Origin of the sequence: Desulfobacter postgatei 2ac9 (assembly GCF_000233695.2) — a bacterium.
GTDB lineage: Bacteria > Desulfobacterota > Desulfobacteria > Desulfobacterales > Desulfobacteraceae > Desulfobacter > Desulfobacter postgatei.
The window spans coordinates 1172887-1196875 of the sequence record NZ_CM001488.1; the positions used below are offsets into that span (position 1 = coordinate 1172887).

General features: G+C 48.2%; 19 protein-coding genes. 16 read left to right on the forward strand and 3 right to left on the reverse strand.

Annotated features, from left to right (window positions below; all coding sequences use genetic code 11):
• Positions 1-17: 17 nt before the first annotated feature.
• On the reverse strand, positions 18-890 hold the full coding sequence (locus tag DESPODRAFT_RS05340; RefSeq protein WP_004071937.1) for an NAD(P)-dependent oxidoreductase: 873 nt from the start codon (positions 888-890) through the stop codon (positions 18-20).
• Positions 891-1014: 124 nt separating this feature from the next.
• Between DESPODRAFT_RS05340 and DESPODRAFT_RS05345 the strand changes: the two genes are divergently transcribed.
• The 3 genes from DESPODRAFT_RS05345 to DESPODRAFT_RS05355 all read left to right on the forward strand — a co-directional run bounded on the left by DESPODRAFT_RS05345 (position 1015) and on the right by DESPODRAFT_RS05355 (position 6662).
• Positions 1015-1350, forward strand: coding sequence for a 4a-hydroxytetrahydrobiopterin dehydratase (locus tag DESPODRAFT_RS05345; protein ID WP_004071940.1), 336 nt, complete (start codon positions 1015-1017; stop codon positions 1348-1350).
• 175 nt (positions 1351-1525) lie between these two features.
• Complete coding sequence (locus DESPODRAFT_RS05350; RefSeq protein ID WP_004071942.1) at positions 1526-2704, forward strand: multidrug effflux MFS transporter; 1179 nt, start codon at positions 1526-1528, stop codon at positions 2702-2704.
• A 220-nt stretch (positions 2705-2924) separates the two neighbouring features.
• Positions 2925-6662, forward strand: coding sequence for a DUF748 domain-containing protein (locus tag DESPODRAFT_RS05355; protein WP_004071943.1), 3738 nt, complete (start codon positions 2925-2927; stop codon positions 6660-6662).
• A 6-nt stretch (positions 6663-6668) separates the two neighbouring features.
• Here the strand turns inward: DESPODRAFT_RS05355 and dinB are convergent, their stop codons facing one another.
• Positions 6669-8141, reverse strand: a complete 1473-nt coding sequence (gene dinB / locus DESPODRAFT_RS05360; RefSeq protein WP_004071944.1) for a DNA polymerase IV — start codon at positions 8139-8141, stop codon at positions 6669-6671.
• A 141-nt stretch (positions 8142-8282) separates the two neighbouring features.
• Between dinB and DESPODRAFT_RS05365 the strand changes: the two genes are divergently transcribed.
• The 12 genes from DESPODRAFT_RS05365 (at position 8283) to ligA (ending at position 21085) form a co-directional block, all read left to right on the forward strand.
• Positions 8283-10142, forward strand: coding sequence for an extracellular solute-binding protein (locus DESPODRAFT_RS05365; RefSeq protein ID WP_040016198.1), 1860 nt, complete (start codon positions 8283-8285; stop codon positions 10140-10142).
• Positions 10139-11161: an ABC transporter ATP-binding protein gene (locus DESPODRAFT_RS05370; RefSeq protein WP_004071946.1), complete on the forward strand. Its 1023-nt coding sequence runs from the start codon at positions 10139-10141 to the stop codon at positions 11159-11161. Before DESPODRAFT_RS05365 ends, DESPODRAFT_RS05370 begins: the two co-directional genes overlap by 4 nt.
• A 148-nt stretch (positions 11162-11309) precedes the next feature.
• Complete coding sequence (locus DESPODRAFT_RS05375; RefSeq protein WP_004071947.1) at positions 11310-11510, forward strand: cold-shock protein; 201 nt, start codon at positions 11310-11312, stop codon at positions 11508-11510.
• A 249-nt stretch (positions 11511-11759) separates the two neighbouring features.
• Positions 11760-12761 carry an ABC transporter ATP-binding protein gene (locus tag DESPODRAFT_RS05380; protein WP_157488418.1) on the forward strand — a complete coding sequence of 334 codons (1002 nt, stop codon included), beginning with the start codon at positions 11760-11762 and terminating at the stop codon, positions 12759-12761.
• 212 nt (positions 12762-12973) lie between these two features.
• Positions 12974-13738, forward strand: coding sequence for a SurA N-terminal domain-containing protein (locus DESPODRAFT_RS05385; protein ID WP_004071954.1), 765 nt, complete (start codon positions 12974-12976; stop codon positions 13736-13738).
• A 104-nt stretch (positions 13739-13842) separates the two neighbouring features.
• Positions 13843-14787, forward strand: coding sequence for a SurA N-terminal domain-containing protein (locus DESPODRAFT_RS05390; RefSeq protein ID WP_004071955.1), 945 nt, complete (start codon positions 13843-13845; stop codon positions 14785-14787).
• A 36-nt stretch (positions 14788-14823) separates the two neighbouring features.
• Positions 14824-16188, forward strand: coding sequence for a magnesium transporter (gene mgtE, locus DESPODRAFT_RS05395; protein ID WP_004071956.1), 1365 nt, complete (start codon positions 14824-14826; stop codon positions 16186-16188).
• On the forward strand, positions 16178-17011 hold the full coding sequence (gene recO, locus DESPODRAFT_RS05400) for a DNA repair protein RecO (protein WP_004071957.1): 834 nt from the start codon (positions 16178-16180) through the stop codon (positions 17009-17011). The genes mgtE and recO overlap by 11 nt, the downstream gene beginning before the upstream one ends.
• Entirely contained in the window at positions 17008-18048 is a 1041-nt protein-coding gene (locus DESPODRAFT_RS05405) for a GHMP family kinase ATP-binding protein (protein ID WP_004071958.1), read from the forward strand. The genes recO and DESPODRAFT_RS05405 overlap by 4 nt, the downstream gene beginning before the upstream one ends.
• A gap of 20 nt (positions 18049-18068) precedes the next feature.
• The gene (locus DESPODRAFT_RS05410) at positions 18069-18326 is read left to right on the forward strand and encodes a hypothetical protein (protein WP_004071959.1); all 258 of its coding nucleotides are present in this window, start codon (positions 18069-18071) and stop codon (positions 18324-18326) included.
• Entirely contained in the window at positions 18295-19071 is a 777-nt protein-coding gene (locus DESPODRAFT_RS05415; RefSeq protein ID WP_004071960.1) for a nucleoside phosphorylase, read from the forward strand. The genes DESPODRAFT_RS05410 and DESPODRAFT_RS05415 overlap by 32 nt, the downstream gene beginning before the upstream one ends.
• Positions 19061-21085, forward strand: a complete 2025-nt coding sequence (gene ligA / locus DESPODRAFT_RS05420) for an NAD-dependent DNA ligase LigA (protein ID WP_004071966.1) — start codon at positions 19061-19063, stop codon at positions 21083-21085. The genes DESPODRAFT_RS05415 and ligA overlap by 11 nt, the downstream gene beginning before the upstream one ends.
• Positions 21086-21167: 82 nt before the next feature.
• Here the strand turns inward: ligA and ftsY are convergent, their stop codons facing one another.
• Positions 21168-22265: a signal recognition particle-docking protein FtsY gene (gene ftsY / locus DESPODRAFT_RS05425; RefSeq protein WP_004071968.1), complete on the reverse strand. Its 1098-nt coding sequence runs from the start codon at positions 22263-22265 to the stop codon at positions 21168-21170.
• Positions 22266-22486: 221 nt separating this feature from the next.
• Here ftsY and DESPODRAFT_RS05430 point away from each other — a divergent pair, with 221 nt between their 5' ends.
• Positions 22487-23902, forward strand: coding sequence for a GGDEF domain-containing protein (locus DESPODRAFT_RS05430; protein WP_004071971.1), 1416 nt, complete (start codon positions 22487-22489; stop codon positions 23900-23902).
• Positions 23903-23989 lie beyond the last annotated feature (87 nt).

The following is a 23989-nucleotide window of genomic DNA, read 5'->3' on the forward strand; positions in this document are numbered from 1 at the left end:
ATGATGCATCTTACGACTCAAGGAGATGTACCGTTCTTCATGAACTGATAAATTGCAGAAAAATCTTTCCGGCCCAAGCCGTCTTGTTTTGCTGCGGCGTAAATTTCTTTTGCCGAATTTGCCAGCGGCAGGGGCTGTCCCTCTTCATATGCGGTCAAGGTTGCCAGGTGAAGATCCTTGTGCATCCACTCCAAAGGGAATTGGACTTCAAAATCATTTTTGCGGATCATCTCTGCCTTGGCTTGGGTAAACGGTGCACAGACCGACATTTTGGGCAGGGTATCCAGCAGGAAATCCTTTGAAAATCCAAGTTTTTCACCCAGCAGTATATTTTCCGAAAGCATGAGCATGGATTGGGCTAACAGCGAATTTACCAACATTTTTAATGCCGTGCCTTTGCCTGGTTCTCCCACATGCATAACTTTTTGCCCCATGCCTTCCAGCAAGGATTGTACAACATCCAAAACGCTTTTTTCAGCGCCGACAAAGAAAACCAGATCCGCATTTTCTGCATTGGGTTTTGTTCCGGATACGGGCGCATCCATGAACCGGATGCCGCACTCTTTTGCCATTAAAAAACTTTTTCTGGAAAAAGAGGGATTCACGGTTGAGCAATCCACCCAGATCGCATTTTTTTTCATTGCGGATACAAAACCCTCCTCTGAAAATGCCACCTTTTCAACCACTTCAGGGGAGGCCAGCATGGTAAATACAACATCGGCACCCTTGACCGCATTTCGATATGAATCCGCCGCAACCGCCCCCTGTGCGACCAATTTTCGAATGGGTGCGGCAGAGCGGTTGAACACCGTCAAATTTTTGTTCTTTTTTAATAGATTTGCAGCCATACGGCTGCCCATAATCCCCAGTCCGATAAAGGCAAGTTCCATTTTACCTCCTTTTATGCGTATTCGGTATGGACAGATAATATCATATTTGGGGGGCAAGATGACAGTGCCCAATAACTGATTATATTACATCCATAAACAAAAACCTGATCGAACGGAGGTTATTATGGACAGCTTGATTACGCATAAATGTGTTCCCTGTGAAAAGGGCGGTTTAGTTGCAACAGCAGAAGAGATAGCAAATTTCAAACGCCAGGTGCCGGACTGGGAGATCGTTGATGTACAGGGAAACCAGACCCTGAAGCGAGTGTTTCGGTTTAAAAATTTTAAACAGGCCCTGACCTTTGTTAACCGGGTGGGTGAGTTGGCTGAGGCCGAATATCATCATCCCACACTGGTTCTGGGATGGGGGCGTGTGGAGGTGTTGTGGACAACCCAAAAAATAAAGGGCCTGCATAAAAATGATTTTTCAATGGCAGCCAAAACGGACGCTTTGGTTTGATTTTAACTCACCATGAGACGGGTATGCGCCCAATAACTTCGTGTATTGTTTCGATTGAAATAAAAAAATTATCATCAATTGCCCTTTTTTTTTACGGACGGCATCCAGGCATGTAAGACGATTGGTTATGTCCGCCTGTCACCTGATAACTACTATATTAAGTGCAGTATTATAAATGAAGACCAATACCCTGAAAATGATGTGCCTTTTGGCGCTTCTGGCTGCTTTCCCACCGTTATCAACGGACATGTATCTTCCGGCGTTGCCTTTGCTTCAACAAATTTGGCAGCAGCCTATGTCCGTGGTCAACCTTACCCTGAGCGGATTTTTCATCGGATTTTGCATCAGTATGCTGCTGTACGGCCCCTTGTCGGACAAATATGGTCGAAAGCCCCTGCTTATGGTCGGTATCATGATTTATATTGCTGCCAGTTTTGTGAGCGGATTTGTGGACGATATCTATCATCTTATTTGCCTCAGGGTTCTGCAGGGCGTTGGGGCATCGTCGGGCGTGGTAATCTCCATGGCCATTACCAAGGACCTGTACGAAGGGAAGCAGCGGCAGCGCATACTTGCCTATATGGCTGTAATCATGGCCCTGGCACCCATGCTTGCGCCGATACTTGGCGGGGTCATCATGGCCTGGCTCTCCTGGAATTGGGTGTTTTTTATGCAGGCTGTCATGGGTATGATTGCCCTGGGCGGCGTGTTTTGGCTCAAGGAGCCTTTGCAGGAACCCGAGAATATCCGCGTTTTTGAAACCATGCGGCTGTATCTGAAATTGTTTGGCAATTGGCGTTATATTGGTCTTGTCCTTCTTTTTTCGGTTATTGTCCTGCCCCATTTCTCTTTTATCGGATCCGCGTCAAATATTTACATTTCCCATTTTGGCATGTCGGAACAGGTGTTCAGCTATTTTTTTGCGTTCAATGCAGCCGCCATCATGGCAGGGTCCTTTATATGCACACGGATTCAAAGACGCATGGCTTCGGAAAAAATTGTGACCATCGGCTTTGCAGGCATATTGGCAGCCGGTCTTTTTATGCATGCCGATTTGGTGGCAGGACCCTGGGGGCTTGCCTTGCCCATGGCACTGTCCTCTTTTTTCTTTGGCTTAAGTCGGCCGCCAAGCAATTATCTGGTGCTGTTGCAGGTTGACCGGGGAGCGGGAACAGCATCCTCTCTTATGATTTTTCTCTATTTTGTTGTGGCGGCATTTGCCATGTGGTTTATATCCCTTGACTGGACCGGCACCATTCACGTGATTGCCCGGATGGCTATTTTTTCTGCACTTTTCGTTCTTGCGATCTGGTTGCCGATGGTGAAAAAGCTCGACCTGAATGCCGGAGAGTAAATTCGGGTTTTGTTAGAGATCTTTTAAACTTTTTCAAGGGAGAACTTTTTTGCGGAAAGGCACATACCATGATATATATGTGATGACTAAGGGCCATGGCTCGACCTGGTTTTGTAAAAACATATAAATTGGAATCAGCCTATGACTTTTTATAGACGCAATTAAGGACTATATCCGGTACCGGAACCGAAAGAAATGGCTGTTTGTGGGGGGGAAAGTGATGAAGAAATATTTTACGGTGAAAATAGTGGCCTTAAGTGCCGGCATCCTGTTTGCCCTTTATCTGATTTTGACAGGACTTGTGGCACCCTGGGCAGGTAAACGCATTGCTGTTAACGCCCTGACCAAAACCCTTGAAAGGCAGACTCGGATTGAATCCATAACTTTTAATCCGTTCACCCTGGAAGCCCGGGTTAAAAATTTTGCCGTTGAAAGTAAAATCAAAGGGGAAAATTTGGCCTCGATTCAGGACGTTTATCTCAACCTCTCCGCCGCCTCCCTGCTTCATCTGGCCCCGGTGATTTCCGATGTTCAGGTAACAGCGCCTAAATTTTCTCTTCATTTGAATGAGGATAACTCCTTAAATATTTCAGACCTGCTTCAAAGAAATAAGGAACCCACCGCACCGGAGCCTGAACCCGCTAAAGAAGCGTCCGATGCTTTGTTTGAGTTCAAGGTATTTAATGTAAAAATTACGGATGCGGCCCTGGTTTTCACCGATCATATCCGTTCGGTCACCCATTCAGTAACACAGCTGAACTTTGATCTTCCCCTGATCAGCAGCATGGAAAAGGATCTGGCAACGCCTATCAAAGCCGTTATGAATTGTCTGCTGAATAATTCCCGGCTGGATGTCAATGTAACGGGTGTCCCTTTTGACGCCACCCGGAAAATGTCGGTGTCACTGAGCATGCTGCCGCTGGATCTCAACTATTTTGTTCCTTATATTAATCTGCCGGCCCCTTATAAAATTAAATCCGCCGGTAACCTTGGCCTATCCGTTTCTGGCGACTATGAGATCCCGGCGGGGAAAACCGTTGAAGAGCAAACGCTTGCGGTCAGCCTGAAAACCGTAATGAAAAATTTTGATCTGGAGAATGTGTCCGGCGCTAAGTTGTTCGCCTGCCCCCTGTTGACGATGAACGCATCATCCCAGAATGTATTTGATATGAATTTTCTGGTGGACCAGGTATTGCTTGACCAGGCCTCTTTGTTTGTTGAACGCGATGCCCGGGGCGGCATCAATCTGGTTCCCGGAGGGCAGGGGATGAAAACGGCACAGCCCCCGCAGGCTTCGACCCGGAGGTCGGATGCGTCAACCGTTGATACCCAGGCCGTTCAAGGTCAGGCACCAGCTGTGCACCAAAACAAAAAACCGTTAAAACCGGTGATTGCCCTCTCCCTGCCCTTTACTGCGAAAATCAACCAGGCCGCCGTGAAAAATATGCATATCCGCTTCAGTGATAAGATGGTCTCGCCTGAGGTGGTCAAAGAGATCTCCAGTCTGGACTTTAGCCTCACTGACATGAATGTCGGTTCCAAGGTTGAAGGAAAATATGACCTTCATATTCTGACCGGCGATGACGAAGAGATAAAAACGGCCGGAGCGTTTCATGTGCATAATGATCTGAAGGCCAACGGCAATGTTTCCGTTAAGGGTATTTCCCTTAAACATTTTCGTCCCTATCTGGCATCCTATCTTGGGGATAATGTCACCCTTGAGAATGTGGCTGCCGCTCTGAATTTCAACATGGGTTTCTCCCAGGCCGGGTTGGGTGTTGAGGTATCCGACGGTCAGGTGACCCTGGATACATTCGGTCTGACTGAGCAGGGCAAAAAAGAGCCCCTGGTACAGTTCGACCGGCTGGCATTATCCGGAATCTCCTGCGACCTTTTAAAACAGGAGGCAGGCGTGGGGCTTGTGGAACTTCATAAGGCCCAGGTTGAGGTTAACCGGGATAAAACAGGCCGGATGGACCTGCTTGCAGCCATTGAACAGGCCCTGAAACCAGGGGGCAACCCCGGGAAAAAGGCGACTGCATCAAAGCCTGCACAGATAAAACAAGACGCAACAAAGCAGGATGAACAGAACGCACCTGCACCTGCGTGGGTTGCAACCATACATAAAACGGTTTTAGACCAGTGTCGGGTTCAGTTCATTGATCAAGCCAAAAAAGAGCCGGTGAAGGTGATCATGAAAGACATTGGTGTTACGGTTGAAAATATTTCCACAAAGAAAGGGGAAAAATCAACCTTCAAGGCATCCATGACCAACAAGGACAAGGGACAAATTAATCTTGACGGCAGCTTTGACATTTCAGGGCCTGCAGCGACCGTGAATATAGATTTCAACCGGATTGACGTGAATACGGCAGAACCGTATTTTACTGATTTCTTGAAAATTTCAATATCCGAAGGATATCTGAATACCAAGGGTACAGTGGTCGTGACTCCGGGCAAGAAGAAAAGTGATCTACCGGAAATAACATACAAGGGTCAGGCTTCCCTTAACAATTTTATGTCTAAAAACAAGGTGGATAACACGGAATTTTTTTCATGCAAATCGCTCTATGCAACGGGTATGGAGATTTGCGTAAATCCCATGAGTGTGGTGATTGAGAAAATTGCGCTGACGGATTTCTACCAACGGGTCATATTAAATAAAAACGCCCAACTCAATTATAAAGAGATTATGGTGGAACAACCCGAGGACAAGACCGTACCCAAAGGTAAAACCAAGACCGAATCGGCACCGGTCAAGGAAGGCGGTTCAATACCCCATATCCGCATTAACGCCATTACCCTGCAGGGCGGGCATATCAATTTCAGTGACTATTTTACCCAACCCAATTTTACCGCCAATATGACCGAGATCGCAGGCAGCCTTACAGGTCTGTCCTCCATGGGCAAGGCGCATGCCCAGCTTGTACTCAAAGGTGTCCATGGCGGATATGCACCATTGGACATCACAGGTCAGCTTGATCCTTTAAAGGACAAGCGTTTTCTTGATTTGACCATATCCTTCAAAAACATTGAGCTGCCTAAATTCAATGTGTATTCCAAAAAATATCTGGGATATGAAATAGAGAAGGGAAAACTTATCCTGGAACTGCATTACAATATTAACGGGGATAAGCTTAATTCAAACAATCACGTCCTGTTTGATCAGTTGACCCTGGGCAAAAAAGTGGAGAGTAAGGATGCATCCTCCCTTCCTCTGGAATTTGCCGTTTCACTGCTCAAAAATTCCAAGGGCGAAATTGATTTAAATCTGCCCATTACCGGGGATCTCAGCGACCCTAAATTTCATTTCGGAAAGGTTGTGGGAACAGTCCTGAAAAATTTCATTATGGGAATTGTGACGGCTCCTTTTAAATTTTTAGGCAACCTTGTGGGTGTCGGCAGTGGCCAGGATCTGGGATATGTGGAGTTTGATCCGGGCAAAAGTCAACTGGATCAGGCCCAGAAAGACAAGCTGAACAAGCTTGTAACTGTGCTGGATAAAAGAACCAATTTGAAACTGGAAATTTTGAGCCGGTACAATAAACTTAAGGACGCTGAGCAATTAAGATATGAGGCTTATGAAGCCATGGTTTTATCCATGGATAAAAAATTGCCCGAAGACGGTACGGTGAGACTGGCTGATTTGGATGAAGAAAAACGTACCCGTCTCATTGAAAAGTCCTATGACAAAGCACAGTTCCCCAAACCCAGAGATGCGTCCGGAAAGGAAAAAGAGTTGACTCTGGATGAAAAAGAGACGCTTCTGGTCACCAGCATGTCCCTGGATGGAGATGCCCTAAATGACCTTGGGCGGCGGCGTGGCCGTGAAATTGCCAAATACCTGACAGAAACCGGCAAGATTGATGTAAGACGCGTATTTGTTACGCAGCCTGATCCTGTTGCTGAAGATGAAGAAAATAGTGCCAGGATTAAGACGGCGTTTAATTTGAAATGAGGTTTTCTAATAACGGATTTCAAAATGTGTTAATGCCGGATCCACTGATACCGTTCGGGTGTTTACATCCTTTACCTCTGAAAAGGTGGACCCCTTTCGGCACCAGGCCAGCATATCCTGTATATCCTCGGGCTTACCCTGGAACAGGGCCTGGACCGATCTGTCGGGCATATTTCTCACATGGCCTGACAGGCCGCGCTCCCGGGCCGCCAGCTGGGTTTCATGCCTGAAGCATACGCCCTGGACCCTTCCTGTAATGGTGACTTGCACAGCACAAAGCGGGTTCACTTTCTGATCTCCTATGTAGTTGTGTGAAACTTTATGGTTTTTCAAGGTTGCCTTTTTCAGGGCATCCGGGCCGAATTTGGCAAGCACCGAATCCATGGCCCTGTCCACGGCCTCCCATTGCCGTTGATCTTCCTGGTTCTGATCGGGAAACAAAGATCGCTGAATCGGCTTTTCGGTCTCCTGAAATTCAGAAACCCCCACCCCGACCAGACGGATTTTTTTGGTAATATTCAAATTATAATACAAGAAGAGTGCCTGGTCAAAAATAGTATTGGATGATGAAATCCATGTTTCAAGGGTTCTGCTCCGGGTGATTTGGGAAAAATCGGAGAATTTGAGTTTAATGCCGACCTTTCTGCATCTTTGGTTACCGGCCCGAAGTTCATTGCCGACCCTGTGGGCCTGGGCAAGAAGCACGGATTGTACGTCCCGGGGATCTGAAATATCGGAAAATAACGTGACTTCAGCGGAGATGGATTTACGGGGCCTTTCCGGTTCTATGGGGGTGGCATCAATCCCCCGGGCCAGCTGGAACAGCCTTTGTCCGAAACTGCCGAATTTATTTGTTAATAGGTTGAGATCGAATCTCTTCACATCGCCCAGGGTTTCAATTTGAAGGCCTTGCATCTGGGCCATGGCCTTGGCGCCGACGCCAGGCACCTTGCTGATGGGAAGGGTGGCAATCACCTGGGCCATCTCCTTGCCGGAGATAATGGTCAACCCGTCCGGCTTGTCCATATCCGAGGCTATTTTTGCCAGAAACCGGACCGGGGCCCCGCCAACTGAACAGGTCAGGGCAAGCTGATTGAAAATCTCAAATTTGATTTTTTTTGCGGCCTGTTCAGGCGTACCGATCAGTTTTTCACAACCCCTAATATCCAGGAAGGCTTCATCAATGGAAACAGGCTCCACCAAAGGGGAGAATTGTCTTAAAATAGCCATGATCTTTCTTGAATCCCGGGCATATTTTTCACGGCTGCCCGGCTGGATAATAAGATGCGGGCATCTCTGCCTGGCCTGAAAAACGGGCATGGCTGAATGGATGCCGAATTTTCTTGCTTCATAGCTGGCTGCAGATACCACACTGCGGCTGGAATGCCCTGCCACGATAACGGGTTTACCCAGAAGCTCCGGATTGTCCCGCTGTTCCACGGAAGCAAAAAATGCATCCATGTCCACATGGAGGATCATGGGATGAAAACTCCTCTTGGATCGGATTAAAAATTGCTGTATTGTTCTATTTTTTAAAAATTACTGTCAAGGATTGATTTAATCTTTTTACAAGTTAGGGAAGGTATAATAAAGGTGCTGTCCCGGCGTGTTTTATTTGCAATGAGAGTTATTTTCTTTCTTTGCCTTTTGGGCGGGCTGTTCGGGTGCACATCAGACCGGTCCCAAAATATCTCTTCATCTGAACCGCCTTCCAATGCAGGCCTTGCGCCCCTGGTGTATCAAAAACTGCCGCACAATATCCTGTGGCTCACCAATGATACAGATCCGGTGTTTGCCTCGGACAATGCTGAAAAAGGCGGGGTGATCCGGGAGGCCATCATGAATTTCCCCATGACCTTCAGGGTGGTGGGACCGGATTCCAACGGCTCTTTTCGAAGCGCAATTCTGGACAACCAGCTCGCTTTGATTAATATCCATCCTGTCTCGCGGCGTATTATTCCCGAGCTTGCCACCCACTGGGCCTATGCCCCGGATAAAAAGACCATGTATTTTAAGCTCGATCCAGATGCCAGGTGGTCGGACGGGGTGCCGGTTACCGCCAGGGACTATTTGTATACCCTGACATTCATGCGCTCTGAACATATTGTGGCACCCTGGTATAATGATTACTACACCCGGGAGATTGAATCGGTTACGGCGTTTGACGATTACACCATTGCGGTCAAAAGCACCAAAGCCGTACCTGACCTTTATCTGAAACTTGGCATCAGCCCGACGCCTGAACATTTTTTTAAAACCCTTGGAGAGGACTTTCTATCCCGCTTCAACTGGGCCGTTGTGCCCAATACCGGGGCTTACCAGATCAGTGATTTTAAAAAAGGGCGATTTATCCGGTTTTCCCGAAAAAAACAGTGGTGGGCAAAGGACCGGCGATATTTTAAAAACCGGTTTAACGTGGATTCAGTGCTTTTTACGGTAATTCGTGATTTCAACATGCAGTGGGAATATTTTAAGAAAGGCCGTCTGGATACCTTTGGTATGGTGGTGCCCAAATTCTGGCACCAGAAATCCAACACCCCGGTTATTAATAAAGGATATGTGGAACGTATCTGCTTTTTCAATGATCTGGCGCAGCCTTCCAGGGGAATGTGGCTGAACCTGGACCGTCCCGTATTCGAGGATATCCGGGTTCGGCAGGCCTTTGCCCATGCCATGAACATGGACAAGGTGATCAAGCAGGTTTTACGGGGCGATTATTTCCGGCTGCCCCAGGCCTTTTACGGATATGGAGAATATACGGATTACACCATCAAAGCCCGTGAGTACGATATTTCACAGGTTGAAGCGCTGATGAAGCAGGCCGGCTGGCACAGAGGTCCGGAAGGCATCTGGCAGAAAGGAGCCATGCGGTTTTCCGTTATCGTGACCTATTATCTGGAAGATCATATGCCCCAGCTGGCAGTATTGAAGGAAGACGCGCTCAAGGCCGGCATCGACCTGGAACTGGAGCGCCTTGACCCCACAGCCATGTTTAAGAAAACCCTGGAAAAAAAGCATGATGTGGCCTGGATGGGGTGGAGTACGGGCATGCGGCCTTCTTTTTGGGAGGGATGGCACTCGGACAATGCACATAAGCCCCAGACCAATAACATCACCAACACGGATGACCCTGAACTGGACAAGCTTATTGACCGGTACCGGGACAGCCTGGATGAGCGCGAACGTATCAATTTATCTGGAACGATTCAAAACAAGATACATGATATCTGTGCATATGTGCCTTCATATATGGTGCCCTATGTCCGAGTGGCTTACTGGCGGTGGATGAGGCTGCCGAAATTCCACGGCACCCCTGTGTCCGATAGTTTGTTTGATCCTTTCGCCTCCGATGCGGGCGGGCTTTTCTGGATTGATGAGCATATTCGTCATCAGACCCTTGCCGTTGTGAATGCGGGACAGGTGTTTGCACCTGTTACCATCATTGACGACAAATATAAACGAAAGGTCCGGCCGGAATGAATCAAAAAAATTGTCCACCGCTTTTAGCTGTTAAGCATCTTGGGGTGGCATTCCGGACCGACCATGGAGAAGTCCTGGCCGTGGATGATGTCGGCTTTGAACTTGCCTCCGGTCAGGTGCTGGGTATTGCCGGGGAATCGGGGTGCGGTAAGAGTGTGACAGCCTTGAGTTTGATGCGGCTTTTACCAAAGCCTGTGTCAAAAATTAAAGAAGGTGAAATCCTGTTTAAAGGACAAAATCTGCTTGACCTTCCTCTTGATGCCATGCGTAAGATCCGGGGCAAAAAAATATCCATGATTTTCCAGGAGCCCATGACCGCATTAAACCCGGTTCACACCGTGGGCCGGCAGATTTGTGAAAGTTATTCCCTGCATTTTCCGGGCATGGGAACAAAGGCGAAAAATATAGCGTCGACGCAGATGCTTGAAAAAGTAGGGATACCCGATGCCCCGCAGGTCATGAAAAAGTATCCCCATCAATTATCCGGCGGGATGCGTCAGCGGGTGATGATCGGCATGGCACTTGCTTGTGAGCCTGATATCCTTATTGCTGATGAACCGACCACGGCCCTGGATGTAACCGTACAGGCCCAGATTATGGATCTTATTTTTCAATTCCGGGATACAACAGGTATGGCCGTGATTCTAATTACCCATGATCTTGGACTGATCGCAGAGAACTGTGACAAGGTCGTTGTCATGTATGCCGGCACTGTGGCGGAGAGCGCTTCTGTGACAACACTATTTCGGAAACCATTTCACCCTTACACCAAAGGCCTTTTGCGATCCATTCCTTCCCTGGCTCAAACGGCGAAGGAGCCGCTTCCCACCATCCCCGGCAATGTGCCTGCTTTGTCTGAAATGCATACCGGGTGTCGGTTTGCCAAACGCTGCAACCGTGTATCGGCACAGTGCGAAAAACAACGTCCCCGGCTGATGTCCGTCTCTTCCGGCCATTTTGCCGCGTGTCATTTGGTGTATGGTGGCGAAAAAAATGAAATTTTAATAAATAATCCTTGATTTTTAAATAAAAGCTAATAATATACATTCAAAGCTGCAATTGCAGGGCTTTAAAAGTTTCGTTCTAAGGGCTGGACCCCATTTGTTGGCGTGGCAGGACCTGAGTTTGAAACTAAAATTATTCACTACAAGTAAGGAGAGAGTCGCAATGGCAAATGGGATCGTAAAGTGGTTTAATGATGCAAAGGGATACGGATTTATTGAGCAGGAGGAGGGACCTGACGTATTCGTGCATCATACCGGCATCAATGCAACAGGCTTTAAATCTCTTAATGAGGGTGACCGGGTCACTTTTGATGTGGAGGACGGACAGAAAGGGCCTGCAGCGGTCAACGTAACTGTCCAATAAGACTATTCTCAAAGGGTTTTTGAACAATGTTTCTGTTCAGAAACCCTTTTTTTATGTCCTCATTTTTTTTACCATTTCCTTAAAATTTGTCCTTATTTTCTATAAGAGAGTCTGTGTATCTCACATAGATTTTTCAATTATTGTTGTGGGCTGAACCACGGTGAAAAGCCGGGTCAGCCCATGGTTGTTTATGAAACTATTTTTCGGGTATAAACTATTTATAAAAGAGCGTTTTACGGGAAAAGATGAATGGGACAATCAGAGTGTTCAGCAATGCGTCGGCCGATTCTGGATATCCAGCACCTGAAAAAATATTTTCCGGTCACTTCGGGTGTTTTCATGCGCCGGACCGGTAATGTTCATGCGGTGGATGATATCAGTTTTTCGGTTTTCAAGGGAGAAAGCCTTGGTATAGTGGGAGAATCCGGGTGCGGGAAAAGCACGTTGGGGCGGTGCATCATGGGGTTGTATCCTTTGACCCAGGGCCGCATTCTTCTGGATGGGAAGCCATTGTCTGCCATGACCCGGAAAATGCGTAAAACATTTTCAACCCGGGCGCAGATGATTTTTCAGGATCCTTTTGAATCCTTAAATCCCAGGCAGACCGTGCGTCAGATTCTGGAAGAAAAGTTTCGCATTCACGGGGTGTCACAACAGGAAACGGCCATGCAGATTGAGTTGTTGCTGGATCAGGTGGGGCTTGACCCCGGGTCTTTGACCAAATATCCCCATGAGTTTTCAGGGGGGCAGCGCCAGCGCATCGGTATTGCCCGGGCCATCAGCATGACGCCGCAGATAGTTATCTGCGATGAACCGGTTTCCGCCCTGGATGTTTCGGTTCAGGCAAAGATTTTGAATCTGTTGCTGGATCTGCAGTCTGCACTGGGTCTGACCTACCTGTTTATTTCCCATGATCTGTCCGTGGTCCGCCACATGTCTGACCGCATTATTGTCATGTACCTGGGCCGTATCATGGAAATTGCGAACTCCCAAGACATCTATAATCATCCGACCCATCCCTATACAAAGGCATTGCTGGAGGCTGTGCCCGTAGCCGATCCGGATCGGCCTTCAAAAAGGACCCCGCTTCAAGGTGAAATTCCATCAGCTGAACACCCCCCCCGGGGTTGCAGATTTTCTTCCCGCTGTCCTGTGGCCCGATCCCTGTGTTTTGAAAAGGCGCCAACGCTTTCTGTCTGCTCCCATGACCCTGGGCATCTGACAGCCTGCCATTATCCCTTGTCCGATTAATTAATTTTTAGAAAGAGTGTTTTCGTAAGGGGAGGGACAATCAATAGCTTGAGGGGGGTTGCGAAAAAACAGGCATAATGCTAAAAGTTTCGAAAATTTAAGGAAACGGGCCATGGTTTGTTTCCTTTTTTTTTAAAAAAAATTTAAAGGAAAAATTCCCAAAATAAATTAATATACAGGCTTATGGCAGTCAGTGACAATGGGAATATAAAATGAGCAGCATTGCAACTATTTGGTACGGCATAAAAGACGCCAATGGATTTTCAAGGGGATTGTTAAATACCTTATCTGTTGGGGCGTTATTGCTTATGGCCACAGGTCTTACAATTGTAATTGGGTCCGGGTGTATGGATCAAAAAAAAGTTGAAGAAAAAGGCAGTATCATCAAAGCCGGCACCGTGGAAATCAGCCGGGCCGAGTTTGCCCGGGAGCTGGAGGTCAAGCAGGCCAACTACCCTTATGATATTAAAGACAGTCCCAGTGAATACAATGCCATGGTTCTGGATCTTGTTTCTGATCTGTCTGACCAGGCCGTACTGCTGGCTGCAGCTGCGGCCAAGGGTATTGATGTCAGTGACAAAGCGCTTGATGCTGCCATCGCCGACTTTAAGAAAGACTATCCAGAAGACAGTTTTGACCAGATGCTCCTTGAAAGGGCCATATCATATCCTGTCTGGAAAAAGAGGTTAAAAAAGGATATGGTCATCCAGGAATTAATCATGCAGGATCTGGTGGCGTCCCAGGAGATTCATCCCGAGGATATGATTGCTTTTTATGACCGCTTTGCAGGACAGACCGAAACCCAGGACAGTAATAATTCAGCAATGATGCATGAAAAAGATTTGGCGCTCAAGCTGCGGATAGAAAAAAGCCAGGAAGCCTTTGGGAACTGGTTTCAGGGGTTGCAGGCCAGCTATCCTGTGTACATTGACGAGCGGGTGTTAAGCGCCTTTCTAATAAACCCTGAAAAGCAATAACAGCCGCGGCTGACGTGGTCTGTCAACACCTGGGTTAAACCCACAACAAAACATGAAAATAATTTAATAACGTATTGGGACTTTCATATAAAAAAGGCGGGTGTATGAGAAAAAAACGAGACATCATTTTAATGGTTTTTATATTGGGGTTTTTCTGGGCCGCAAGTTGTCTGGCCCAAGAGGTGGTTGATCGGATAGTCGCCATAGTAAATGACGATATTGTCACCCTGTCCCAACTTGACATGGCAGCGGCCCCGTATCGAAAAAATATTGAGACATCCCAGGAGTCTTCGGCCCGGCAAAAAGAGCTGATGGCGCAGATGTACACCCAGGTCCTCAATCAACTGGTGGAAAACAGCCTGGTGGTTCAGGAAGCAAAACGAATGGGCATTACCGTGGATGATACGGATGTGGACAATTCCGTGGAAAATTTTAAAAAAGAGCACAATCTTAATCAGGAAAGGCTCGAACTCGGCTTGGCCGCCCAAGGTCTGACCCTTTCGCAATACCGTGAAAGAATCCGGGAGCAGATCCTCCAGAGCATGATCGTTTCAAGGGCTGTCCGTGCCAAGATTGTTGTCACGGATGAGGAGATAAATGCTTATTATCAGAGCCATTATCAGGAATTCAAGGACAAGAAAAAATATTATTTAAAAAATATCATTGTAAGGGATTCAACGGATCTTTCCACAGTCCTGGTGAAATTGGAAAACGAAGTTGATTTTTCACAAGTTGCCAAAAACTATTCAATCGGCTCCAATGCCTCTTCCGGTGGGGAACTCGGTGAGTTTGACATATCAAGCTTCAGCGATGTAATCAAAGCGGCGCTTGAGGGTGTTGGCAAGGGGCAATACACAAAGCCCATTGATATGGGGGATTCATTCCAGATTCTTTATGTGGCCGATATCATTTCACAGAGCCAGGGGCCTGTCCAGAAAGAGGTGGAAAAACAGATTCAGGATATCCTGTACCGGGAACACGGGGAAATTCAGTTCAACAAGTGGATGGAAAATCTTAAAAACAGCGCGCACATTAAAATAATGCTTTAATCCTTTCGATACTGTCTGCCTATAGGAAAATTATCCATGCAAAAAGAGCAAATCCAGATACTTGAGACCAGTATTATAAGATTGTTGCGCCGGGGGGCCAACAAGCAGCTGCTCAATATCATAAAAAAAACCCATATGGCGGACCTGTCCATTGTTTTTGAAAATCTGACGCCCCCTAATCAGGAAAAGCTGTTTAAGCTGCTCGACAATCCAGATGATATCGGTCTGCTGTTTTCGCACCTGTCCGAAAAGACCTTTGTGGAGTTTGTTAAAATCGTAGATTTTGATAAGCTGGTGACTGTTTTTGACCACATGGCCTCGGATGATGCTGCCGAGTTGCTCGGGTGCCTGGACGAGGAATTGTCCGACAAGATTCTGTCCAAAATGAAAAAGGAAGAATCTTACAATGTCGAGCAGATCATGAGCTATGAGGAAGATACTGCCGGCAGCCTCATGGTTAAGGATTACGTGGCCCTGGAAGAAGACGTCAAGGCAAGGGAAGTGATCGAAGCGCTGCAGAACAAGTATCTCGATGTTGAGATGCCTTTCTACATCTATGTGATAGATAACTATGGCAAGCTTGTGGGGGTCAGTTCCCTTCGCCAGCTGGTGCTGGAATCCCCTGATAAGCCGCTTAAATCGTTCATGGCCACGGATATTGTATCGGTCAAGCCTTATACGGACCGAGATGTTGTGGCCCGTCTGGTTTCCCGGTATGATTTTCTGGCCATACCGGTTGTGGATGATGACAACCGGATTATCGGTATTGTTACCGTGGATGACGTCATTGACATCCTGCACGAGACCGCCACCGAAGATATGTTGAAAATGGCTGGTGTGGGTGAGGATTATGTTGAGACCCAGTCCCTTCTTAAAGGTACCCGGATCCGTCTGCCCTGGCTGTTTGCCAGCTGTCTTGGCGGGATCGCCAACTTTTTCATCATCGGACGGTTTGAATCCACCTTGGCACAACTGACCGGTCTTGCCGCGTTTATCCCCATCATCATGGGCATGGGGGGCAACATCGGCACCCAGAGCGCCACCATCGTAGTCCGGGGTATTGCCACGGGCCGGGTCAATATTCGGGATTTTGTCAAGATAATATCAAGGGAACTTGGTGTGGGGTTTATCTTAGGCGTAACCTATGGCGGTTTGATTGCGGCTGTGGCCAAGTTCAGCTTTATGGCCGAGCCCTTTTCCTGGGCTTTGTCTGTGGTCGTTGGCGGCTCAATTTTGTCTTCCATGACTGTGGCTGCTTTTGTGGGAACCGCTGTGCCTTTGATTTTCCACCGGCTCAATATTGACCCGGCCGTGGCCACAGGCCCCTTTGTCACCACCACCATGGACCTTATCAGCGTTTATTGCTATTTCACGATTACAAGGCTGCTGCTTGGCTTCTGACAACAATATGGACGATTTCAGCACGGACGCTATATTGCTTCGTAAAATTGAATATGGAGACCATGACCTGATCATCACCTTTTTGACCCGGGATAAAGGGAAGATCAGTGTGATGGCAAAAAATGCAAAAAAGAGCGTGCGCAGGTTTTCAGGTGCCATGGACCTGTTTTCGGTCAATCATATCCAGTGCGCCTTTCCCAAAAAAAACAGAGAGGCCATGATCAATCTGTGCCAGACAGTTCTTGAAAACGGCTTTTCCCATATCCGGTATGATGTGGTGAACACGGCCTATGCCTCCTACTGGACGGAAATTGTCAGCCAGTGGCTGGAGGAGGGAAAGGCCCAGCCCGATATTTTTGAATTGCTTTACACGGCCCTTGAAATGGTGGATGACGGTTTTATCCGTACCGAAGTGATCAGCCTCCTGTTCCAGATTCGCTTCATGCGGTTGTCCGGATTTTCTCCCGGGCTTGACCAGTGCGATGCCTGCCGTACAGGTATAGAGGGTGTTGATTCGGCCAGGCTCTGGTTTGATTTCAAAGCGGGGCGGGTTCTCTGTCCACAGTGCCGGGGCAGTGAAAGCTGTGCCCAGGAATTTCCCGGACCATCCGGCCGCAGTGCCCCGGGCTGCTGGGTATCCAAGGGCACCTTGAAACAATTGTCCTGGATTAATGCTGTGGAGATGGCACGGGCAGGCCGTATCAAGTTTTCTTCGGTTGCCATCCAGGAGGGCGAAACCCTGCTGGAATCCTTTATTCCGTTTCATATCGGACGCAATTTCAATAGTTTGAAGTTTTTACATAAAATGAGATCTGAAATATGAATCTTGCACCAATACTTGAAAAAAAACAGATACACGTTTGCGTGCCCTGCCGGATTGATTTCGGCGGCACCCTGGATATTTCCACCTTTTATCTGCCCCTGGCAGCCCTTAAACCGGCGACCCTGAATCTGGCCCTTGATATGCGTACCCATGTTTACCTATCTGCCTGGGAGCAAGGGCGGATTAAAATATCTTCCAAGGGATTTGACACCATTGACCGAAGTCGAGGCGAGAAAGGATGGGACGGTCCCATGGGACTGATGTTTGCGGTTTTTGAGTATTTTAATGTCCATGGGGTGCATCTGCACATTGAATCGAAATCTCCTGTACGAAGTGCCCTTGGCGGATCTTCCTGTGCAGCCGTGGCGATTATTGCCGCCGTTTATACTGCCTTGGAAAAACAGATCAATCCCGAACATATTGCCTGGCTCGCCCATTATCTGGAAGGTGCCGTGGCAGGGGTGCTGTGCGGGGTCCAGGACCAGGCGGCTGCAGCGTTTGGCGGGGTGAACCTGTGGGAATGGACCTTTGGCCATAAAAGCCCTGAGTTTGTGCGTTGCCCGGTGTTTGATTCACATGAGAAAATAGAAAAATTGAACCGCCATCTTCTTGTGGCCTATTGCGGCATTCCCCATGAGTCCAGGGATGTCAACGCCCGGTGGGTGAGTGACTTTAAATCAGGCAGGGCCTATGATGCATTTGAGCGTATTACCCGTCTTACACGGCAGTTTGCCGGGGCTTTGGGCTCTTTTTCCTTTAAAGAGGCCGCACGGTTGATGAATCAGGAAACAGCGGTTCGTTGTGAAATGACCCCGGATGTGCTGGACCATACCGGTATAAAACTGTGGTACGCTGCAAAGTCAGAAGGTTGCGGGGCCAGATTCACAGGTGCAGGGGGCGGCGGCTGTCTGTGGGCCATCGGGGAAGAAACAGATATTGACAAGCTCAAAACACAGTGGGAGAAAATTCTTGATCCCATTGACGGGGCAATGGTACTGAATGCCGCCATAGACCCCAAAGGGATTTGTGTTCATTAATAAAAAGGAGGCAATATAATATGGCAGGATATGATCCTGAACAGGATAAAAAAATAGCTGAGTGGAAAAATGAGGAAACCGGACTGATTATCTCCATTATGCAGTATGGTGAGGGTGAACCCAAACTTCAGGTCGGTCCCAGAATCCTGAAGAAAAAAGACGGCTCGGACCGGGCGCCCATGAAGGCGGGACGGCTCTCCGTGGAAGATGTCATGTGGCTGTATGACATTATTGACGAGGTAAAAGATGAGCTATCCGACATGGTCGGACCTGAATAGCGAATCCATTGTTCCGCCGTTAGGGGAGAGAAATGCAAGGTCCGTGGGGCCGGCCGCATTGATGGTCAGCGCAGACCCGGACATGGCATTGATTCGTCAGGGATTTGGCAAGTGGCGGTCCCGCGCTTTTTTCAACAGCAGTCTGCTGGTTAAAGAAGATGATCCTTTGGGTATGAGTGTGGCAGGGCCCTATATCGGGGCGCCCTACGGGGTAATGCTGCTGGAAGCGTTGATTGCAAAGGGGGCAAAAGCCGTTGTTGTCCTTGGCTGGTGTGGCGGCCTTTCCCCGGATTTTGCTCCGGGTGATCTGGTGGTGGTGGAAACCGCCCTGGTTGATGAGGGTACATCCCGGCATTATATGGACCTGCGGGGTGATCTGCCTGCGGTCAATGCCGATACCCGTCTTACCGCAAAACTTGCGGATGCCCTTGGGGCGGCTGAGCTCAAATTTCATGCCGACGTCACCATCTGGACCACGGATGCCATTTACAGGGAAACGTCTGAAAAGGTCTCCTGGTACAGGGACAAAGGGGCCTGTGGCGTGGAGATGGAGTGCTCGGCCCTGTTTGCGGCAGCCGCGTTCAGGAAAATTCCCATTGCTGCCTTGCTCGTGGTGTCTGACGCTCTTGCCCCCGCCGACGCTATCTGGCACCCGGGATTTGGCAAAAAACGATTTAAAACCATGCGTAAAAAGGCCTGTGGCCTTGCCGTGGAACTGACAGGAAACCTTGCCCATGGATTTTGATGCATGCCGGATGGAGGCGCAAAAGCTGCGCCGGGAACTGACCGAACATAGTTACCATTATCATGTGCTGGATGACCCTGTCATTGATGACCAGACTTATGACATGATGCTGCGGCAGCTCATTGACATTGAAACCCGATTTCCTGAGCTTGTCACTGAAGATTCCCCCACCCGGCGCATTGGAGCCCCGCCCTTAACCGCCTTTGACACGGCCCCGCACTCGGTCCCTATGCTCAGTCTGGACAATGCCTTTAATGATCAGGAGATTTTGGATTTTCATGCCCGGTGTCTGAAAACCTCCGGCGCCAATACCCTGACCTATACGGCGGAACCCAAGCTGGACGGCCTGGCTGTGGAACTGACCTATGAAAACGGGGTGCTGGTGTTGGCCACCACCCGGGGCGACGGTTACACCGGAGAGGTGATTACGGAAAATATCAGGACCATCAAATCCGTGCCCCTGCGCCTGATGGACAGTAAAACGACTGTCCCGGATTTTATTGAAGTGCGCGGTGAGGTGATCATCCGGCATAAAGATTTTGAAATGCTCAACCAGCGCCGCCTGGATAAAGGAGAACCGGTTTTTGCCAATCCGCGCAATGCTGCCGCAGGTTCCCTGCGCCAGCTCGATTCCAAGATAACAGCCCAGCGGCCATTGACCATATTTGTCTATGGTGTGGGTGTTGTGCGAGGTCTTGTCTTTTCCACCCAGGCGTTGATGCTTGAATGCCTCTCTGATCTGGGATTCCCGGTGAGTCCGCTTATTAAAAAAGGGATTTCAATCCAACAGGTGCTGGAAAATTTCAATTTTCTGGAAACCCTTCGTCCGGAATTGGCCTATGATATTGACGGCATGGTGATTAAAGTGGATGATATTTTAATCCAGCAGCTCCTGGGTGAAAAAATAAAGAGTCCCAGGTGGGCTATTGCCTATAAATTTCCGGCCATGGAAAAGACCAGCAAAATACTCGACATCACGGTCCAGGTGGGCCGCACCGGAACCCTGACCCCTGTGGCCGAACTTGCGCCGGTGAATATCGGCGGCGTCACGGTTTCCAGGGCTACCCTGCACAATGCCGATGAGATTGAACGAAAAGATATCCGCATCAATGATACCGCATTGATCACAAGGGCAGGGGACGTGATCCCCAAGGTGGTAAAAATTATCCCTGAAGCCAGGACCGGGCAAGAGCGGGTGTTTACCATGCCCGACACCTGTCCGGTTTGCGGTTCCAGGGTAAGACGCCTTGAGGGCGAGGCTGCCGTTAAATGTATCAATGCCGGGTGCAGCGCCCAGATCAAGGAGCGCATCCGCCATTTTGTATCCAAAAAAGCCTTTGATATGGACGGGCTTGGCAAAAAATTGGTGGAACAGCTTGTGGACCAAAAGCTTGTAAATTCCTTTGCCGATCTTTTTCATCTGGACCGGGAGACCCTGGCCGGGCTTGAACGCATGGGCTTAAAATCTGCCGACAATATCATCGCTGCCATTGAACAGTCCAAAACAATTTCCTTTGCACGGTTTATCTTTGCGTTGGGCATTGACCACACCGGCGAGCATGCTGCCCGGCTTCTGGCTCAAAAATTTGCGGACCTTGACGCGTTGATGACCGCAGAAATACAGACCATCAGCGCCATCCACGGCATGGGGGAGACCACCGCCGGGGCTGTAACCGGATTTTTTTCCATTGAAGAGAACATCAAAACGGTTAAAAAGCTGCTTGATGCAGGCGTCTGCATTACAAATGACCTTTATGGTGAGGGCGATGAAAAAGATAATCCGTTCAACGGAAAAAGTATTGTGCTCACAGGCAGTTTTGAAGCGATGACAAGAGATCAGGCCAAGGCAAAGCTTCTGGCCTTAGGCGCAAAGGTGACGGGTTCGGTTTCAAAGAAAACCGATATTGTTATTGCCGGCAGTAAGGCCGGTTCCAAACTGACCAAAGCCGAGGCGCTTGGCATCACTGTCTGGGATGAAGCCAGGCTTATAGAGTTGATTGGCCGCGGGGATTAATATTTTAGACGCTCTGGGAATAGAGCCCCAGGCGATTGAAATTCTGGGGAGCTTTGAATGGGCCGTTTTTCGGAAACAACTTTTAGTCGTCGAACAGCGCATTGACAAATCGTTTTGCATCAAATTCCTGCAGATCTTCTATGGCCTCCCCCACACCGATATAGGCAATGGGCAGCTCCATGGTGGATGAGACCGCCGCTACAATCCCCCCCTTTGCCGTGCCGTCCAGTTTGGTGACACTCATTTGGGTAAGCCCCACGGCCTTGTGGAAAATTTTCGCCTGGGACAGAGCATTCTGGCCGGTGGTGGCGTCTATGACCATCATTACATCGTGGGGTGCACCTTTGTATTTTTTATCCACGGATCGCTTGATCTTCTTTAACTCTTCCATGAGATTTTTCTGGGTGTGCAGCCTGCCTGCGGTGTCAATGAGCACCACATCAACGCCCCTTGCCATGGCTGCTTCAACGGCATCGTAGGCAACAGCGGCAGGGTCCGCACCTTCCTTGTGCCGAACAATGTCCGCCCCTGCGCGCCGTGCCCATATTTCAACCTGCTCAATGGCTGCTGCCCGGAACGTATCTGCCGCTGCAATCAATACTTTTTTTCCTTCGGCGTTATATTTCATGGCCAGTTTGCCAAGCGTGGTGGTTTTGCCGGTTCCGTTAACACCCACCATCATGATGACATAGGGCTTCGGCCCGGATGGGGCAGGGGGGGGCGGTTCGTGAAAAAGGGTGAGCAACTCGTCTTTGAGCACCTGGCGAAGCTCATCTCCCGTGGACAGACCGCGGCTTTTTTTCTTGATCCGCTCCATCATGTCCATGGTGATATCAATACCGAGATCAGAGGTGATCAAATGTTCTTCGAGGGTATCAAACAGATCGTCATTTATGGCTTTGGCCGAGGAGAACAGTTCTGTGATATCCGTATTCAAAACGGTCCGGGTTTTGGCCAGACCGGATTTAAGTTTTGAGAACAGTCCTGAACCCTCTTTGATGGCAGGTTTTTCCTGGACAAATTCCGTTACCTTCTCAGATTCATCTAACGGCAAATCTGGTTCGACTTCCGGTTGCAAAGAAGGTTCCGGTGAAAGTGGCTCTTGTTCGGCTCTGTTTTCTTCTGAAACGGCTTCAGTCTCAGGGGTTTTCGTTTTCTTCTTAAAAAAGCTGAATACCACCCTTGTTTCTCCTTATTTTGGATTTTGATCATTCGCCTTAATCTACTAAATTTCAAATCCTGATTTGCAAATCGGTTAAAATCTGGGTTAATATGTGCCTTCTTGTACAATTTTTAGCAGCCGCAATCAAGCTTTGGATCTGCTAAATTAACTTTACTTTCTTTGCTTCACTGGTTAAAAGTAATCAACCATTACAAGTGGTTTAAATTTGGGAATACATTATGGCCGAACAACGTGATGATAAAATAGACCAGTTACAAGCCGAAATCATTAAATTGAGATCCCAGAAGGATCACCTGCTCAAGGAACTGGATGCAGTGGAGGCGCAGTATGGCAATCTTGACAGTCTTTACAGACGGTATTTCCCCATTATTTTAGATGTGCTTTCCGAGGAGGGAACGGCATTGGGTGATGCCTGCATTCAGTTGGGTGCGGCCATGCGGAAAAAGGCCTCCCCGGCCAAGATCGAATACATTTTTAATCAGATCAAAACCGCCATGATCCAGGAAGATATGGGCCCTGCCGCCCCCAAAAAAAAGAGGGGGTTTTTTTCCACTTTTCGAAAAAATTCATCCGAAGATCAGATGCTGAACAATCTCAGGGACAGTTACCAGAATGTGGTGAATCATCTGAAATCCAATCTTGATAAAAAATATACCAGAAAGCTTGAATTAATTACCTCAAACCTGCTTAAGATAGGCGACATACAAGCTTTTGAAGAAGTTCGAGAAAATATTTTTTCCCTTATTTTTAATTATATTTCAGAAACCAGTCAGGATCGGGAAAAGGTTAATGCTTTTATCAGAGATATTGTGGCAAGAATTTTTGAAATTGAAAAGAGGCTGGCCTCTTCCTATGAGCACACAAGCTCTCTGCTTTCTTCAAATCAGGGGTTTGGATCCATCTTAAATAACGAAATGGCCGGGATCAAAAAATCCTTTGATGTGGCTGAAAGTTTAGATGATTTGCGGGCAAAGATTTCCACGGGGCTTGCTTCCATTGAGAAGGCATTGCAGAAAAAGCAGAAAGTGGACCAGGCCATCAGTCGTTTGGCTGAAAAAAGCAAGACCTCCTTTGCCTCCGGATTTGCCAAACTCAAGCAGGAATTGCAGGTTGCCACAAAATATTCCGAAGAGTTGGAGAAAAAACTCAACGAGGACCAACTGACCGGAGCCAAAAACCGCAGGGCCTATGACAAGAAAATTGAAGAGGAGATGGACCGGTTTCTCCGGTATAAAAATATTTTTTCCCTTTTGATTATTGACGTGGATAAGTTTAAAAATATTAATGATACCTATGGACACGCCATTGGTGACAGGTGCCTGCAGGAAATTATAAAACGGACCCGGCCGTTATTAAGAAAAAGTGATATGCTTGCCCGGTATGGCGGTGAAGAGTTTGTCCTCATTATGCCGGAGACGAATAGGGAAGGCGCAACACAGGTTGCGGAGAAAATTCGCCAGACCATAGAAAAAATTGAATTCCTGTACAAAGAGGAGACGGTTCGGGTTACGGTCAGCATTGGTGTTTCCTGCATCAAGGAGGGGGATAAGTCATCAAAGGATTTATTTGAACGGGCGGATATGGCTGTATACAAGGCAAAGGAAAATGGTCGAAATCAGGTTATGACACAGTAGATAGCGCCTGAACGCAAAACCCGTGTTTGGACGAAAAGTTGCCCAGATGGAAGGCGCAGATGGGTGACGTTGTGTTCAAACACTAAA

What these genes read in the sequence shown, in the direction of transcription:
- DESPODRAFT_RS05340 (WP_004071937.1), bottom strand. Translation starts at nt 890, where the DNA reads ATGGAACTTGCCTTTATCGGACTGGGGATTATGGGCAGCCGTATGGCT.
- DESPODRAFT_RS05345 (WP_004071940.1), top strand. Translation starts at nt 1,015, where the DNA reads ATGGACAGCTTGATTACGCATAAATGTGTTCCCTGTGAAAAGGGCGGT.
- DESPODRAFT_RS05350 (WP_004071942.1), top strand. Translation starts at nt 1,526, where the DNA reads ATGAAGACCAATACCCTGAAAATGATGTGCCTTTTGGCGCTTCTGGCT.
- DESPODRAFT_RS05355 (WP_004071943.1), top strand. Translation starts at nt 2,925, where the DNA reads ATGAAGAAATATTTTACGGTGAAAATAGTGGCCTTAAGTGCCGGCATC.
- dinB (WP_004071944.1), bottom strand. Translation starts at nt 8,141, where the DNA reads ATGATCCTCCATGTGGACATGGATGCATTTTTTGCTTCCGTGGAACAG.
- DESPODRAFT_RS05365 (WP_040016198.1), top strand. Translation starts at nt 8,283, where the DNA reads ATGAGAGTTATTTTCTTTCTTTGCCTTTTGGGCGGGCTGTTCGGGTGC.
- DESPODRAFT_RS05370 (WP_004071946.1), top strand. Translation starts at nt 10,139, where the DNA reads ATGAATCAAAAAAATTGTCCACCGCTTTTAGCTGTTAAGCATCTTGGG.
- DESPODRAFT_RS05375 (WP_004071947.1), top strand. Translation starts at nt 11,310, where the DNA reads ATGGCAAATGGGATCGTAAAGTGGTTTAATGATGCAAAGGGATACGGA.
- DESPODRAFT_RS05380 (WP_157488418.1), top strand. Translation starts at nt 11,760, where the DNA reads ATGGGACAATCAGAGTGTTCAGCAATGCGTCGGCCGATTCTGGATATC.
- DESPODRAFT_RS05385 (WP_004071954.1), top strand. Translation starts at nt 12,974, where the DNA reads ATGAGCAGCATTGCAACTATTTGGTACGGCATAAAAGACGCCAATGGA.
- DESPODRAFT_RS05390 (WP_004071955.1), top strand. Translation starts at nt 13,843, where the DNA reads ATGAGAAAAAAACGAGACATCATTTTAATGGTTTTTATATTGGGGTTT.
- mgtE (WP_004071956.1), top strand. Translation starts at nt 14,824, where the DNA reads ATGCAAAAAGAGCAAATCCAGATACTTGAGACCAGTATTATAAGATTG.
- DESPODRAFT_RS05405 (WP_004071958.1), top strand. Translation starts at nt 17,008, where the DNA reads ATGAATCTTGCACCAATACTTGAAAAAAAACAGATACACGTTTGCGTG.
- DESPODRAFT_RS05410 (WP_004071959.1), top strand. Translation starts at nt 18,069, where the DNA reads ATGGCAGGATATGATCCTGAACAGGATAAAAAAATAGCTGAGTGGAAA.
- DESPODRAFT_RS05415 (WP_004071960.1), top strand. Translation starts at nt 18,295, where the DNA reads ATGAGCTATCCGACATGGTCGGACCTGAATAGCGAATCCATTGTTCCG.
- ligA (WP_004071966.1), top strand. Translation starts at nt 19,061, where the DNA reads ATGGATTTTGATGCATGCCGGATGGAGGCGCAAAAGCTGCGCCGGGAA.
- DESPODRAFT_RS05430 (WP_004071971.1), top strand. Translation starts at nt 22,487, where the DNA reads ATGGCCGAACAACGTGATGATAAAATAGACCAGTTACAAGCCGAAATC.